The following is a 14968-nucleotide window of genomic DNA, read 5'->3' as shown; positions in this document are numbered from 1 at the left end:
TCGGAGATCGAGACCATGAACGAGGCCACGACAAACGGCGCCGACGCGCGGCAATGGTGGCAAAAGCCGTTCCGCATGGTGCAGACCAATCTCAGGATGACCGACGCCGCGCTCGACCCCGAAAGCCTGGCGCAGCAGACCGTCGAACTCGGCTGCGACGTGCTGCTGTTTAACATTGGCGGCATCTTCGCCTTCTATCCGACCGAACTGGAACTGCACGCCCGCAATCCTCTCCTCGATCGCGACCTGCTCGGCGACATGATCGAAGCCGCGCATGCGAAAGGCCTGAAACTCGTCGGTCGCTTCGACATGTCGAAGGCGACGCGCATCGCCTATGAGCGTCATCCCGATTGGTTCGTGCACAACCGCGAGGGCAAGCCGCTCGAATACAACGGCACGTATCAGGCCTGCGTGAACGGCGGCTGGTATCAGGACCATGCGCCGAAAATCATCGCCGAGGCGCTGGGCAGATACCCGGTCGACGGCATCTTCTTCAACATGTTCGGCTACCGCAGCACCGACTATTCGGGGCGCTATTTCGGCATCTGCGTCTGCGGCAATTGCCGGCGCCGGTTCGGGGAGATGTATGGCAAGGATCTGCCGCTCAAGGAGGATTTCTCCGATCCCTCTTACCGCGACTATCTCGAATTCATGGACGTCACCACGCTCGAACTTGGCGACAAGATGTATGCGGCGATCAAGGCCGCACGGCCGCAGACCGCGGTGATGGGGCAGCGGACCCGGAACGACCTGATCCGCATGGAGGTGCAGCGGGCGGTCGACCGGCCCGCCCCGGAATGGCCGCATCAGTCGGGCGAACAGGCGCGCTGGGCCGCGGCCTATGGCAAAGGCAAGATATACGGATCGACATCCGCCAACTTCATCGACTTCGCATGGCGCTTTGTCGCCGAGACGGGCGCCTGCCACACGCTTCGTTTTGCGCAGCAGATCGCCAACGGAGCGGTGCTCGACTATTACCTGCTCGGCGTCATCGATCAGGACGACAAAAAGCCGATGCGGGCGGTCCGCGACCTCTTCCGCTGGTACGGGAACAATTCCGAACACTATGCCGGACTGCGGTCGGTGGCGCGGACGGGCCTCTATCAATCCCGGAAGACCGGCGTCTACGGCCGGGCCGCGGCGTCCGCCAAATATTTGCAGGGTTCGTTTCGCGGCATGTATCGCGCGCTGCTCGATAGCCGCGTCCCATTTGACTACGTGATCGACGAGCAGGCGGGCGAGGCGGGTTTTGCCGAGACCCTGCGCCGCTACGATACGATCTATCTGCCGAGCGTCGCCTGCATCAGCGACGTGGAGGCGGCCGCGCTCGACCGGTTCGTCGAAGAGGGCGGTACGCTGGTCGCGACCGGCGAGACCGGATTTTACGACGAGCAGGGCCGGCCACGCACGGTCAATGCACTGAGGTCGCTGCCGGTCGCCACGATTGCATTGCTGCGGCCCGATATGCGCGGCGGCTATTTCCGCATGGGCGAAGGCGAGAACGGGCATGCACCGGATTCGGACCTCATGTACCTGGACGGCCCATACTTGACGCCGCATCTGAGCGATGGAACGACGACCACGATGACGTTGTTGCCGCCGCAGCGGTTCGGGCCGCCTGAACTCTGCTACCCCGAGGTCGAGTCCGACCTGCCGGGCGTGGTCAGCCGATCCTTCGGCAAGGGCCGCGCGGTCTATCTGCCCTGGCTGCCGGACTGGCTCTACCAGCGCGACAGCATTCCCGATTTCCGCGACCTGCTGGTGTCGCTTGGCCGTGGCCAGGCGCCGGTCAAGCTCGTGGGGAAGGGCCGGGTCGAACTGACGATCAGCCGGGCGGGCGCCGATGGGCACTTCATGGTGCATGTCGTCAACTACTCAGGCCAGAGCAACAACTTCTATGAAGACCCGTCAGACATACACGGGCTGAGACTGGGCATCCGCGGTGCCGGCATGCGCGCGCGGGCGCTGGTCGCGGGAAAGGCCCTGACGGTCTCCGGGCCTGACGCCGACGGCTACGCCTGGGTGGAAATCCCGCCGGTCGGCGCCTTCGAGGCCATCCGGTTCGACGCATAAAGGGCGGTTGCCTGACGCAAGCTGTCGGCGATCGACTGGTTGATGGACCAGCTTGCATCCGCACTCGATGCGTTGGGGAAACAGCCCTCCTAGCGCCGCGGGGTGCTGCACGCCGCCTTTGGCGATGCAAAGAGCTGCGCCGGAGCGGTCCACTCCGCCTTCGCCTCGCCGCGTTCGCCGGTGATCAAGGTCCGCATCTGCGACAGGTAGGTCTCGACGAAGAAGGCGGTCTGGGATTCGAGCGGCGTATAAGGCCCCGGCCGATATGCCCTCGACGCGATGCCGTCTGCATTGTCCTCGGTAATCTTCTTGTCCTGCACGGTGGTGACGTCCCACATCCAGGCGATCTTCTCGGCATCGACGTCGACGTCCGCGTCCTTGTCGACCAGCCACGTCAGGATCACGTCGGTCTCGTTGGCGCTGCGCGGGACCATCTGGAACATCGTCAGATAGTCGTTGGGGGCGCTGAGGAAGGACAGGCGCCCGATCCGGAACCCGCTCTCTCCGCCGTCATAAGCCTTGCGGCCACCCATCAGGGAAGACACCGGCCTGCCGTCGTCGGAAAGCGTCAGGCGGCCGGAGCCGATCGGTTTGCGGTGCATGGCGAACGGCATCGTATCGAGGTCGCCAGCTTCCCAGGCGCCCTTGTTGAATTCCGCGTCGCCGATCACGCTGTGCCACTGGTCGATCTCCTCCTGCCATTCGACCGCCTTGTCGGCGTCACGCATGGCGGTGACCTTCACATGGCCGTTGACCCTGAAATATTCGGGATGCGCCGGCCGGCAGTGGTAGCATTCGAGAAAATTCTCGAGCACCAGCTTCCAGTTGGCTTTGGTCAGATAGTTCTTGCGGGCGACGATGCGGGCACTGGCCACGCCATGTTCGCGCAGGCCCTCGATCAGTCCTTCCGCGGCAGGCTCGATATCCGGCAGGCTCTCGGCGGCCAGCCCGCACAGGACGAGCCCGCCGACGACCTTCATCGGGACCTTGTGCAGCCCGAGCGCCTCGGGGTCGACGCCCTCCGGCAGATCCCGCGTTGTCTGCAATTCGCCGGTCAGCCGGAACGACCAGGCATGATAGGGACAGACCAGCAGCCGTCCACGACCGTCCCGGGTGCAAAGCCGCGACCCGCGATGGGTGCAGACGTTATAGTAGGCTGCGATGTCGTCCTCGCCGTCACCGAACCGCACGACGATGATCTCCTCGTCGAACAGCTGACGGAGGATGTAGCGGCCCTTCTCCGGTATCTCGCTGGCGTGGGCCACGATCACCCATTGCCGCGGAAACCATAGTTCGCGCTCCAGGGCGAAGATGCCCGGATCCAGATAAAAAGCCTGCTGCAACGACCAGTCGGGACGGTGTTCGTCGATCAGGCGGACGACGGCATTGCGGTCTATCGGCGACCTCAGGTCTTTGCTCGCTTGCATGGATGTCTCCGGCGGCTGGCTTGAGAATGACTTTTCGATGGAACGAAATGCGCTATTTCCTGGCGGTGGATCATCTCATCCCGCCCTGGTTCGCGGCTTTGCCGAATCGCGCACGCTCGTTGGCGCGCGCACTCCAGGCGGGCATGGCCGCCTCGACCTCAGCGTCGGTGCCAAAGGCGCCGCGCGCAAAACGCTCCGCCCGAAACCGGGCCGCATCGACGAATTGCGGCGCGTCAAGCAGGAGTTCCGACGCAAGCCTGCCGAGGCCCGGCCCATGGGTGACGCCGGTTTCGTTGTCGCCCCCCACCACTACGACATTGGTACAACCCGGCACATGGTCGACGAACAGGCCGACATCGGGAGTATAACAGGGAATGCCCTGCGCCCAGCTCGCGACCTTCGAGCGGCGCAGCGGAGGGAATACCGTCTGGAGTTCGGCGAGTTCCTGATCGATCATCGCCTGCATCAATCCGGGATTATGCGGCTGACCGGGCTCGACATGTCCATCTTCCAGCCTGTGCAGGGGCGTATAGTGGCGGCCGCTGCCCCACATCACCGCGCCAAAACTTTCGCGAAGCCAGAGCCGCAGTTCCCGGCACTGAACGGTCGGTATGCTGGACGGGAGCCCGCGATCGTCGGTGACGACGCGCGTCGCGAGAACCCGGAGCAGCGGCAGGTGCCAGCCGAGGCCTGCGAGGATTTCGTTGTTCCATGCGCCGGCAGCCACGACGACGCCATCGGCCTCCACATCGCCGCCGGTCGTTTCGATTTTCACCTGGGAGCCGGTATCATGGATCGCGGTGACCCGCGTGCCGCCCCGGACAATCCCGCCGAGTTTCCTGATCTCGTCAACCAGCACACCCAGCGCCATTTTGGTGTCGACCTGGATGCCATGCGGATTATAGGCGCCGGAATGGATGCGGGCCGGATCGACCAGGCCCCTCATTTTTACGCCGATCTGCGCGGCGGTCAGGTCCTGCATTTCCCTGGGCGCATGGGGCGACGTCAGCACTGGCTGGACGAAGTCCTCGCGTCCCTGCTCGGTAAGCGCCATCATCAGGGTCCCGTTCGGCCGGTAGCCGATCTCGGTCCCGAGCTCATGCAGCATCCGGTAAAAGTCGAGCCCGTATTGCTGGAGCTTCAGCCCCTCCTCGCCGAGCGGAACCATGCCTGCCGACCAATGGGAGACGAAACCCGCGCCGGCTCCGGTGGTCGCGGCGCCCGGCTCGTTGGCCTCGACGATCGTCACATTGCGGACCCCTGCTTGCAGGAGGTGGAACGCAGCCGCACAGCCGATGATGCCGCCCCCGACGACAACGACCGTCTTGCCGCCAGTCGCTGCCCCGCCTTGTTCCGCCGTCGAAGCCATTGGCTCTCCCAATCTCGGCGCCCCTGCGAGACACGCCAATACCCATACGTCACTTCTCTCCCGCTGCGGCACGTGGCGGTAAACTCGCTCCTTTGGCGCCGCGCGGCGAGAACCGACAGACGGATACTGTACCGACAGATTGCTGCCTGTCTAGACACATGTGTACATTTCAAGAAATCTCTGCCAGTCTGAGGCTCCGTCCGTGTCGTCGATCCATCCCGTCGACAAGGCCACGGACCGGCAAACGATGGATCAGGGCGCTGGCGATTGCCGGTTTGCTTGACCGTCGTTTGCGGCGAAATGTACACCTTTGTCCAGATATCGATGACAAGCGAGAAAAGCATGAGCGTCAGCACCAAGGCACAGTCCCTTCTCGACAGCGAAGTCATCTGGGACGCGCATTCGGGCTTCATGCCGGACCCCGCCGCGGACCTTCGCAATCTTCAGATATGGCGCGATGCCGGCGTGAACTATCTCTCGGTCGATGTCGGCTTCGATCTGCTGCCCTGGGAAAAAACGGTCGCGACGCTCGCCTATTTCCGCCACTGGATACTCGAACACCCGGCGGAATACGCATTGGTGTCGTCGGTCGATGAAATCCTCGCAGCGAAGGCCGAGGGCAAGCTGGCGATCACCTTCGACATCGAAGGCATGAACGCGCTGAACGGACGCATCGAGATGGTGGAGTTCTATCACCGGCTCGGCGTCCGGCAGATCCTCTTTGCCTACAATCGCAACAATCTTGCCGGCGGCGGCTGCCATGACGCTGATACGGGGCTCACCGCGTTCGGCCGCCAGGTCATCGACGAGATGAACCGCCTGGGACTGTTCGTCGATGTCACCCATACCGGCTACCGCACCAGCATGGAGGCGATGGAGTATACGGACAGGCCGACCATCTTCTCGCATTCGAACCCGAAGGCGCTGTGCGGTCACGGCCGCAACATCACGGACGAGCAGATCAAGGCATGCGCCCGCACCGGCGGCATCATCGCGATCGTCGGGCTCAACCGCTTCCTGGGAGAAGGCCGGACGGATTCCGAAAGGCTCGCCGACCACATCGAATATCTCGTCGACCTGGTCGGTCCGCGTCATGTCGGCATCGGACTGGACTACGCCTTTCCGGTCGATGTCGCGGGCATAGACCGCATCATCACCGACAACCCGCAGTTCTGGCCCAAGAACGAGTATCCGGAGGGAGCGACGACCTATTCGACCCCTGCCCAGATGCCGGAACTGATCGATGTCCTGCTTCGCCGCGGGCAACCGGAGCGCGCGGTGCGCGACATCATGGGCGGCAATTTCATGCGCCTGGCCCGCGAAATATGGAAATAGTGGCCGGCGACGGCGTATGGTGCCGATGCCTTTCGATGGGCCGGGCAAGGCTCCTTGCACGCATGGCCGGTGACGGTTTTTTCACTGGACATGTGTGTCCGGAATGCGCAGGCTAGGTCTATGAAGCGGTTCCGGCCTGGGGCGCACGGCCGCCAAACAAAGTGCGCAAGCACATAAAACAGAGAGGGTGAACATGACCAGATTTGCCAACACGACCGTTTCGCGGCGTACGGTGCTCGCAGGCGCCGGGGCGTTGAGCTTAGCCTCGCTGATCTACCCACAGAGATCGCAGGCACAGGCCTCGATCCTGAAGGTGCGCTCCTACGCCGACATTCAAGTCCTCGATCCGGCGTTCCGGCTGGCCGCGCCCGAAGCCGACATCACGAACATCATCTTCGCCGGTCTCGTCGTGGCGACGTCCGGCGACACCTGGGGATGGAAGCCGATGGCGGTGGAGACCATCGACCAGCTCGACCCGCTGACCATCGCCTTCAAGCTGCGCGACAACATCGGCTTCACCGATGGGTTCGGCCAGATGACGGCGGAAGACGTCAAGTTCTCCATCGAACGCCTCGCCGATCCTGCAATGGCGTCGCCCTATGCCGGCGACTGGGCTACGTTGAAGGAAGTGGAGGTCAAGGACAAGCTCTCCGGCCTGATCCATCTCAGCCAGGCGTTCGCCCCGCTATGGACGTCGACGCTGCCTACGCCTTCGGGAACGATCCTCTCGAAGCGCGCCGTCACCGAAGCCGGCGGCAAGATCGGCGTGAAGCCGGTCGCCCAGTCAGGCCCCTACCTCCTGAAGGAGTGGCTGCCGAAGCAGCGCACGGTGCTCGTGCGCAATCCGGACTGGAAGTACGAGCCGGGCTTCTACGAGGAGGTCCATATCCATCCCATCGAGGACGAGAAGACCGCCGAACTCGGCTACGAGGCCGGCGACCTGGACTACACCTGGACCTCGGTCTCTTCGGTCACGCGGCTGAAGCAGACGCCGCCGGCCAACACGACGGTCGTCGAGAAGCCTTCGCTGGCCTTCGTCTGGTTCGGCATGAACAAGGCCGTCGCGCCCTTCGACAATCCGGACGTGCGCCGCGCCATCCAATATGCGGTCGACCGCAAGGCCGTCGTCGATGCTGCCTATTTTGGTGCCGCGGCACCTTCGACCGGCATCATCGCGCCGGGCTTGCCCGGTCATCGCGACGCGAACCTCTACAACTACGATCCCGAGCGCGCGAAGCAGATGATCGAAGCGGCCGGGCTGAGCGGCGCCACGGTGACGCTCGACATCCTCAACAAGACCGAGCGGCTGAGCGCGGCGCAGGTCATTCAGGCGAACCTCCAGGAGGTCGGCCTGAACGTCGAGATCAAGCAGAACGACAGCGGCACATTCTGGACGCTCGGCTCCAAGGAGAACGAATACTCCAAGAAGCTGCAGATGATCGTCCAGCGCTTCTCGATGCAGCCCGATCCGAGCTGGGCGACGGAGTGGTTCACCCGCAGCCAGATCGGCGTCTGGAACTGGGAGAGCTTCGACAGCGAGGAGTTCGACAAGCTCGTCGTCGAAGGCAAGGTCGAACTCGACCCGGCCAAGCGCGATACGATGTACAAGAAGATGCAGGACCTGATGGAGGAAAGTGGCTGCTACGTCTTCCTCACGCACGAGGTGACCGGCGTCATGCATCGCAACAGCACCGTCGCGGGCTTGCGGCCGAACGGAGAACCCAACTTCGCGGATTTCAAGCCGGCGTGACCTGATGCCCAGCAAGGTCGTCGCTTGCCGGAGCAGCCTGGACAGGGTCTGAAATGCTCCGCTATGCACTCAACCGACTGGGGCTGGGCATCATCATCGTCAGCGTCGCGATGATGATGATCTTTGCCATGGTCTATCTGATCCCCGGAGACCCGGCGTCCGTTGCGCTGGGTCCCCGGGCGACGCCCGAGATGATCGAGGCGCTCAGGGTCCGCATGGGCCTCGACCAGCCTGTCTGGCTGCAGTTCGTGAAGTTCTACCTGTCGATATTCCGCGGCGATCTGGGAACCGAGGTGCTGTCCAACCGGCCGGTGCTGACCGTGGTCCTGGAGCAGTTACCCTTTACGCTGGCGCTGATCGTCGGCGGCATCTCGTGGTCGGTGTTGCTCGGCGTGCCGCTGGGCTGCATAGCGGCGGTGAAGCGCGGCGGGTTCGTCGATCAGGTCATCGGCGTGCTTTCGGTCGCGGTCATCGCGGTCCCCTCCTTCGTCATAGCGATCTATTCCCTGCTGGTGTTCGCCGTGGCCCTCCAGTGGTTGCCGGCCATCGGCGCCGGCGAGCCCGGAAATCCGCTCAGCCAGTTGCGGCATCTGATATTGCCGTCGCTAGCGGTGGGCGTCGGCTGGGTCGGCTACATCGCACGCATGGTGCGCGCCTCGATGCTGGAGACGCTCGAGGCCAGTCATATCCGGACTGCCCGCGCCTTCGGGCTGACCGAGCGGCGCATTACTTACACCTACGCCCTGCGCATCGCGATCCTGCCGACGATCACGCTGCTTGGCGTCGGCATCGGCCACATGCTTTCCTCCTCGGTTTTCGCGGAGATCGTCTTTGCCCGTCCGGGCATCGGCAAGCTCGTCTACGAGGCGATCTCGGTGCGCAATTATCCGATCGTCACCGGCGCGGTGCTGGTGACCACGGTCTTCTTCGTCGTCGTCAACGTAGCGGCCGACATTCTGGTCGGCGCCCTGGATCCCCGTGTCAGATCAAGCTTTGATTGACCGGCCCCGCAGGGACCGGTTGGCGGGGGCGAAGCGCCTCGTCAGGCGCATCCTGCGCGAGCCGCTGGGCGCGATCGGGCTGACCTTGGTCGTGCTGGTCGTGCTTTCGGCGCTGCTGGCAAATGTGCTGACCGGCTACTCTCCAACCAAGCTCGTCCCGGCCGACCGTTTCGCGCCCGCCAGCTTTCAACATCTGCTGGGGACCGATCACCTTGGGCGGGATCTTTTTTCGCGCGTGCTGCACGGCGGACGCATCGCCCTGGCGATCGCACTTGGGGCGACGGGCGTCTCCCTCGTCATCGGCATCGTCCTCGGGCTCATAGCGGGCTATGGTCCGCGCTGGCTCGACAGTCTGCTGCTGCTGATGTTCGATGCGGTGAAGAGCTTTCCGACCGTCATGCTGGCGCTGACGCTGGTCACCATCACCGGTCCTTCGCTGCTTGCGGTCGTGGTGGTCGTCGTACTGGTCAGCATCCCCGGCTACGCCCGCATCATCCGCACGCAAACGCTCGTGCTGAAATCGGCCGAGCATGTGATGGCTGCGCGCTCGATGGGAGCCGGGACGGGGCGCATCCTCTTCGTCCACATCCTTCCCAACGTGGTCGGCCCGATCCTCATCCTGGCCTCGATGGACATCCCCGTGGTGATCGCGATCGAGGCGGGGCTGAGTTTCCTCGGCCTCGGCGTTCGCCCGCCGACGCCGAGCTGGGGCTCGATCCTCAACGACGGCTTTGTCAACATCCGCGATTCCTACTGGATCGTGATCGCCGGCGGCCTGCCGATCGTGCTGACGACCCTGGGATTCACCTTCCTCGGCGAGACGCTGCGCGACGTGTTCGACCCGAGATTGAAGGCGCGCGCATGACGGTTCTCGACATCAAGGACCTCTGCGTCGATTTCCGCACCGAAGGTGGACGGATCGAGGCGCTGAAACAGGTGAGCCTCAGCGTGCCGGCCAACCGCATCGTCGGCGTGGTGGGCGAATCCGGTTGCGGAAAGTCGACGCTGATCAACGCCATCCTGGGCCTGCTGGCAGACAATGGCGAGGTGTCGTCCGGCAGAATCCTCTTCGAGGACGGCCAGGATCTGGCCCAGCTCGACAGGCCGGGGATGCGCGGCCTGCGCGGCCTAAAGATCGCCACCGTGTTCCAGGATCCGATGGGCGCGCTGAACCCGGTCCTGTCGGTCGGCCGGCAAATGCGCGACATCCAGTACCGCTCCGGCCTATCGCGGCGGGAAAAGGATGCCCGCTCCCTCGCCATGCTGCGCAAGGTCCGCATTCCCGACCCGGAACGGCGGCTGGCGCAATTTCCGCACGAATTGTCGGGCGGCATGAAGCAGCGCATCGCGATTGCCATGGCGCTGATGATGGAACCCTCGCTGCTGATCGCCGACGAGCCGACGACCGCCCTCGACGCAACGCTGGAGGTGGTGATCATCGAGCTTCTGAAGGAGTTGCAGGGACAGATCGGCTGCTCCGTCCTCTTCATCTCGCATCACCTGGGCGTGATCGCCGAACTCTGTGACGAGATGATCGTCATGTACGCCGGAGAGGTCGTCGAGAGCGGCTCGACGCGGGACATTTTCCACAATGCCCGTCATCCCTACACGCGCAAGCTGATGGCATGCGATCCAGCGCGATTGTCGCGCCGCGAGCCGCGGCTGCCGACAATTCCAGGCACCCTTCCCGACCTTCGCCGGCGGCCGACCGGCTGTGTGTTCAAGCCGCGCTGCGAACGCGCCGACGCGGTCTGCGACACCACGCCGCCCGATGCCGTCATCGGCGGTGGCCACATCGCCCGATGCTGGCATGCCGATGCGCCGCATTCCATGGAAACCCGGCCGTGACGAAGGACGCCCTGCTCTCGGTCAGCGACCTGCGCGTGCGTTTTCGCATCGGTGGCTTCATGGCGTCGCTGGCGGGGCGCGCCGACGAGATCGAGGCCGTATCCGGCGTCAGCTTCACGCTGGAGCGGGGCCGCACCTTTGCGCTGGTGGGTGAATCCGGCTCGGGCAAGACCACGCTGGCGCGCGCCCTAAACGGCCTTCAGGCAACTGCGGCAGGCTCGATCCATTTCGAAGGCCGCGCGTTGCGCGACCTCTCCAGCTCCGACTGGAAACCCATCCGTCGACGGATGTCGATGATGTTTCAGGATCCGGTCGGATCGCTGTCGCCGAGGTTGAGCGTACGCTCGATGCTTGCCGAGCCGTTCGTGATCCATGGCCTTTCGCAGCGCGACCTGAATGCGGAAGTCGCGCGCTTGCTGGCGCTGGTCGGGCTGCCGCTCGACTTCGCCGACCGCTACCCGCATCAGCTCTCGGGCGGTCAGGCGCGCCGCGTCGGCGTTGCGCGGGCCGTCGCACTCGACCCTGTCCTGATCATCGCCGACGAGCCGACGGCAGGACTGGACGTCTCCGTCCAGGGCGAGGTGCTCAACCTGCTCAACGACCTGCGCGACCGCATGGGCCTGTCGATGCTGATCATCACGCACAATCTGCATGTGGTGCGGCAGATCGCCGACCGCATGGCGGTCATGTATCTCGGCCGCTTCGTCGAGGAAGGCGAGACCGAGGCGATCTTCAACGCGCCGGGGCACCCCTACACGGCCGCGCTTCTGTCGGCCAATCCCGAACCCGATCCCGACAAGGTCCACAACCGGATCGCGCTGCCCGCGGAAGTGCCGTCGCTGCTGGCGCGTCCTTCCGGCTGCGAATTCCATACGCGCTGCCCCTTCGTGCGCGAGCTTTGCGAGACCACTGCGCCGCCGCCTCTCATGGTCGGCGCCAGCAGGCTCACCTGCCACTTCCCGTTGAATGACGGGTTGCCTGCCGCACTCTGAATGCCGCCGAACTGAAGGATTGCATGATGAAGGATATCCGCGTGGTCACCGATTTCCCACGCAAGGTGCGCGAGATCGAGAACCTGTGGATTCCGATGCCGGACGGCATCAGGCTGGCCGCGCGGATATGGCTGCCCGAGGATTCCGAGGCTGATCCAGTACCGGCCATCCTCGAATACCTGCCCTATCGCAAGCGGGACGGAACGGTGGAACGTGATGCGCTGACGCATCCCTACTTCGCCGGCCATGGCTATGCAGGTGTCCGTGTCGACATGCGCGGCACCGGCGACAGCGAGGGCATCTGCAAGGGCGAATATCTGAAGCAGGAACAGGACGACTGCCTGACTGTCATCGAATGGCTGGCCGGGCAATCCTGGTGTTCGGGCACGGTTGGCATGATCGGCATCAGCTGGGGCGGCTTCAACGGACTGCAGGTCGCGGCGCGCCGCCCGCCGGCGCTGAAGGCCGTCGTCTCGCTGTGCTCCACCGACGATCGCTACAATGACGACGTCCATTACCTCGGCGGCGCGCAGATGTGCGACAATCTCATGTGGGGGACCACCGCCTGGGCGATCGCCATGACGCCTCCCGATCCGCAACTCGTCGGCGAGCGCTGGCGCGAGATGTGGGAAGGGCGCCTCAACGGCAATGGCATCTGGATGCAGGACTGGTTCGAGCACCAGCGCCGCGACGATTTCTACAAGCACGGCTCGGTGTGCGAGCATTATTCGGACATCGAGATCCCCGTCTACGCGGTCGGCGGCTGGGCGGACGGTTATCCCAATCCGATTTTCCGCCTGCTCGAGAACCTGCCTGGGCCGCGCAAGGGGCTGATCGGCCCTTGGGGCCACAAATATCCGCATTTCGCGATGCCCGCACCGCGCATGGGTTTCCTGAAGGAATGCCTGCGCTGGTGGGACCAGCATCTGAAAGGCATCGACACCGGCATCGCCGACGAGCCGATGCTGCGCGCCTGGATGCAGGACCCAGCTCCGCCAGCGGCGATCTATGACGAGCGCCCTGGCCGCTGGGTGGCCGAGCCTGCATGGCCGGCGCCTGGCATGGGCTCGCTGGCGCTCAATCTCGCCCCCAATCGCCTCGCCCCTGATATCGGCAGCGACGACGTCCTGACCATATGTTCGCCATCCACGGCGGGTGTCTCCTCCGGTGCCTGGTGTGGCTACGGCGTGTTGCCGACCTTGCCGGTCGACCAGCGCATGGAAGCCGGCAACGCGCTCGTCTTCGAAACCGAGCCGCTCACTGAGCCAATCGAAATCCTCGGTTTTCCCGAGTTCGAGGTGACGCTCGCCTCGGACAAGCCGGTGGCTATCCTTTCGGCAACCCTCTCGCTGGTGTTGGAGGACGGCAGCGCGGCCCGCGTAAGCTACGGCGTACTCAATCTCACACACCGGCATGGCGACCTCGAACTCGCCCCAATGACGCCGGGCAAGCCGGAAGCGATCCGCCTGAAACTCCGCTGCTGCGGCCAGCGCTTCGAGAAGGGCCAGCGCATCCGGCTGGCCGTCGCCACCGCCCACTGGCCGATCGTGTTCCCCGGACCGGAGAAGGCGACGCTGTCGATCCATTGCGGCGGAAGCCGGCTGATCCTTCCCGTGCGCGCGCCGCGGCCCCAGGATGCGCAACTCCCCACCTTCGACGAACCGGAAAGCGCGCAGCCCGTGGCCCAGGAAGTGCTCAAGCCGGCCGAGCCCTTCCGGCGCGACGTGGTGACGAACCAGATCACCGGTCAAACCAGCTACATCGTCGTCAACGATAGCGGCACGGTGCTGCATCCGCATACCGGCATGATCATCGCGGCCAGGCACACCGACACCTTCACCGTGCATCCCGACGATCCCAACTCGGCAGTGGGCACGTGCACATGGCAGAAATCCTACGCGCGGGGCGACTGGAACGCCCGCATCGCGGTGTCGGCAACGGTGCGCGCGCTGCGCCACGTCTGGCGGATGGAGACCCATCTCGTGGCGCATGCCGGCGGCGAACTGGTGCTCGACCGCGAGGAGACCAGGGAGTTTCCGCGCGACCTCAACTGAACCGGCATTTTTCGGCCCTTGAGAACGGAGGAAGCGTCGTGTGGGAAATAGCCGCTGCCCGGCACACGATGAGCCGCTACCGGAGCGCGTTCTACGAACGACTCGTCGCCGACTGGCAGAATTTTGGAAACTGGACCCAGTCGGGAGCTCGAACCGCGACCGAGCGCGCCGTGGATGTCTGGAAGCGGCGGCTGTCGGAATTCCAGGCTCCGGCATCTGCCGCCGCGACCGCGGACATCCTCGACCAAATTGCCCGGCGAACCGCCGAGGGCGGCGGACACCGTCAGGCTGCCTTACCGTTGCCTGAGGTCGTTTGCATGACGAAGTCCGCGAACGCTTCCATTTCGCCCTCGCGGGGTTCCTGGCCGGTGAAACTCCTGAGATAGGCGGGGACAAGCGAGAGCCGGCTGCTCATGGGCTCGACGATCTCCAGCGAGTAGTAGCCGATCTGCATGAAATAGAGCACGCGCGCCCGCACGAACGCATCCTCTTCGGAGTAGTCGTGGCGCCTGAACATGTCGCGTATGCCGTCGATGCGCTCATTGTCGGCTTCGTCGACGACCCTGTGAACGGCAGCGGACTGCCTCGACCAGGCGCGGATGGCGAAGTCCAGCCGGGGGTTGAACAGCGATTCGTCCACCCAGCACTCGAAGACGTTGAGAACCGACTGCGTTATCGACGCGGCGGGGCGCTTTGCGCGTTCGACGATGAAGCGGGTGTTCTTGTTGCGCCAATAGTCCAGCAGTTGATCCAGCAGATCCTGGCGGCTCTTGAAATACCAGTAGAAGCTCGAGCGGGACACATCCAGCCGCTGCCCCAGGGTCAGGATACGGACACCTTCCACCCCGTCGGAGATCAGGGTTTCCAGCGCAAGGTTCAACCAGTCGTCGCGGGTCACCTTGACGTTGCCCGTCGGGCCGGAGCGCTGCGCTCCCTCTTCGAGAATAGGGTCCGACAACATGCTGAAACCTGACCAGGCCAAAGACAAAACAGGAATAAGCCCGAAGTCCAGGCTGTTCCATCGAAGATAGCCGTTCAAGCCACCTCAGGATATCCGAACGCGGTTGCGACGGATATTTCCATCCTCGCGCCAACGCAACGGCTTTACATGCGTCATGA

The 14968-nt window shown here is 64.2% G+C and carries 12 protein-coding genes; 9 read left to right on the top strand and 3 right to left on the bottom strand.

All coding sequences use genetic code 11. The features are described 5' to 3' along the window. The first annotated feature begins 15 nt into the window (after positions 1-15). A complete protein-coding gene (locus ACSBOB_RS05070) occupies positions 16-2073 on the top strand; it encodes an alpha-amylase family protein (protein WP_442581374.1) in 2058 nt (685 codons plus the stop codon). A gap of 89 nt (positions 2074-2162) precedes the next feature. Here the strand turns inward: ACSBOB_RS05070 and ACSBOB_RS05065 are convergent, their stop codons facing one another. Both ACSBOB_RS05065 and ACSBOB_RS05060 read right to left on the bottom strand, forming a co-directional pair. Beyond that, positions 2163-3500 (bottom strand): aromatic ring-hydroxylating oxygenase subunit alpha, encoded by a 1338-nt coding sequence (locus ACSBOB_RS05065; protein WP_442581373.1) that lies wholly within the window; start codon positions 3498-3500, stop codon positions 2163-2165. A 70-nt stretch (positions 3501-3570) separates the two neighbouring features. Then, on the bottom strand, positions 3571-4869 hold the full coding sequence (locus ACSBOB_RS05060; protein ID WP_442581372.1) for an NAD(P)/FAD-dependent oxidoreductase: 1299 nt from the start codon (positions 4867-4869) through the stop codon (positions 3571-3573). 342 nt (positions 4870-5211) lie between these two features. On the opposite strand from ACSBOB_RS05060, the gene ACSBOB_RS05055 reads away from it, so the two are divergent. The 8 genes from ACSBOB_RS05055 (at position 5212) to ACSBOB_RS05020 (ending at position 14235) form a co-directional block, all read left to right on the top strand. Next, positions 5212-6204 (top strand): dipeptidase, encoded by a 993-nt coding sequence (locus ACSBOB_RS05055; protein WP_442581371.1) that lies wholly within the window; start codon positions 5212-5214, stop codon positions 6202-6204. A 193-nt stretch (positions 6205-6397) separates the two neighbouring features. Then, a complete protein-coding gene (locus ACSBOB_RS05050) occupies positions 6398-7954 on the top strand; it encodes an ABC transporter substrate-binding protein (RefSeq protein WP_442581370.1) in 1557 nt (518 codons plus the stop codon). 53 nt (positions 7955-8007) lie between these two features. Next, positions 8008-8955, top strand: coding sequence for an ABC transporter permease (locus tag ACSBOB_RS05045; protein ID WP_442581369.1), 948 nt, complete (start codon positions 8008-8010; stop codon positions 8953-8955). Between the two features lie 19 nt (positions 8956-8974). Further along, positions 8975-9820: an ABC transporter permease gene (locus tag ACSBOB_RS05040; protein ID WP_442581368.1), complete on the top strand. Its 846-nt coding sequence runs from the start codon at positions 8975-8977 to the stop codon at positions 9818-9820. Further along, the gene (locus tag ACSBOB_RS05035; protein ID WP_442581367.1) at positions 9817-10803 is read left to right on the top strand and encodes an ABC transporter ATP-binding protein; all 987 of its coding nucleotides are present in this window, start codon (positions 9817-9819) and stop codon (positions 10801-10803) included. The genes ACSBOB_RS05040 and ACSBOB_RS05035 overlap by 4 nt, the downstream gene beginning before the upstream one ends. Then, on the top strand, positions 10800-11795 hold the full coding sequence (locus ACSBOB_RS05030; RefSeq protein WP_442581366.1) for an ABC transporter ATP-binding protein: 996 nt from the start codon (positions 10800-10802) through the stop codon (positions 11793-11795). The genes ACSBOB_RS05035 and ACSBOB_RS05030 overlap by 4 nt, the downstream gene beginning before the upstream one ends. A 23-nt stretch (positions 11796-11818) precedes the next feature. Continuing rightward, positions 11819-13849 carry a CocE/NonD family hydrolase gene (locus ACSBOB_RS05025; protein WP_442581365.1) on the top strand — a complete coding sequence of 677 codons (2031 nt, stop codon included), beginning with the start codon at positions 11819-11821 and terminating at the stop codon, positions 13847-13849. Positions 13850-13917: 68 nt separating this feature from the next. Then, on the top strand, positions 13918-14235 hold the full coding sequence (locus tag ACSBOB_RS05020; RefSeq protein ID WP_442583639.1) for a trimethylamine methyltransferase family protein: 318 nt from the start codon (positions 13918-13920) through the stop codon (positions 14233-14235). Here ACSBOB_RS05020 and ACSBOB_RS05015 read toward each other — a convergent pair. Continuing rightward, complete coding sequence (locus ACSBOB_RS05015) at positions 14133-14810, bottom strand: TetR/AcrR family transcriptional regulator (protein WP_442583638.1); 678 nt, start codon at positions 14808-14810, stop codon at positions 14133-14135. The two genes, ACSBOB_RS05020 and ACSBOB_RS05015, sit on opposite strands and share 103 nt — an antisense overlap. Positions 14811-14968: the final 158 nt, after the last annotated feature.

Source organism: Mesorhizobium sp. KACC 23794, assembly GCF_052180275.1.
Lineage (GTDB): Bacteria > Pseudomonadota > Alphaproteobacteria > Rhizobiales > Rhizobiaceae > Kumtagia.
This window is presented reverse-complemented; position numbering and strand designations above follow the sequence as displayed.

Coding starts and splice junctions, on each gene's coding strand:
- ACSBOB_RS05070 (WP_442581374.1), top strand. CDS start 16: ATGAACGAGGCCACGACAAACGGCGCCGACGCGCGGCAATGGTGGCAA.
- ACSBOB_RS05065 (WP_442581373.1), bottom strand. CDS start 3,500: ATGCAAGCGAGCAAAGACCTGAGGTCGCCGATAGACCGCAATGCCGTC.
- ACSBOB_RS05060 (WP_442581372.1), bottom strand. CDS start 4,869: ATGGCTTCGACGGCGGAACAAGGCGGGGCAGCGACTGGCGGCAAGACG.
- ACSBOB_RS05055 (WP_442581371.1), top strand. CDS start 5,212: ATGAGCGTCAGCACCAAGGCACAGTCCCTTCTCGACAGCGAAGTCATC.
- ACSBOB_RS05050 (WP_442581370.1), top strand. CDS start 6,398: ATGACCAGATTTGCCAACACGACCGTTTCGCGGCGTACGGTGCTCGCA.
- ACSBOB_RS05045 (WP_442581369.1), top strand. CDS start 8,008: ATGCTCCGCTATGCACTCAACCGACTGGGGCTGGGCATCATCATCGTC.
- ACSBOB_RS05035 (WP_442581367.1), top strand. CDS start 9,817: ATGACGGTTCTCGACATCAAGGACCTCTGCGTCGATTTCCGCACCGAA.
- ACSBOB_RS05025 (WP_442581365.1), top strand. CDS start 11,819: ATGATGAAGGATATCCGCGTGGTCACCGATTTCCCACGCAAGGTGCGC.
- ACSBOB_RS05020 (WP_442583639.1), top strand. CDS start 13,918: ATGAGCCGCTACCGGAGCGCGTTCTACGAACGACTCGTCGCCGACTGG.
- ACSBOB_RS05015 (WP_442583638.1), bottom strand. CDS start 14,810: ATGTTGTCGGACCCTATTCTCGAAGAGGGAGCGCAGCGCTCCGGCCCG.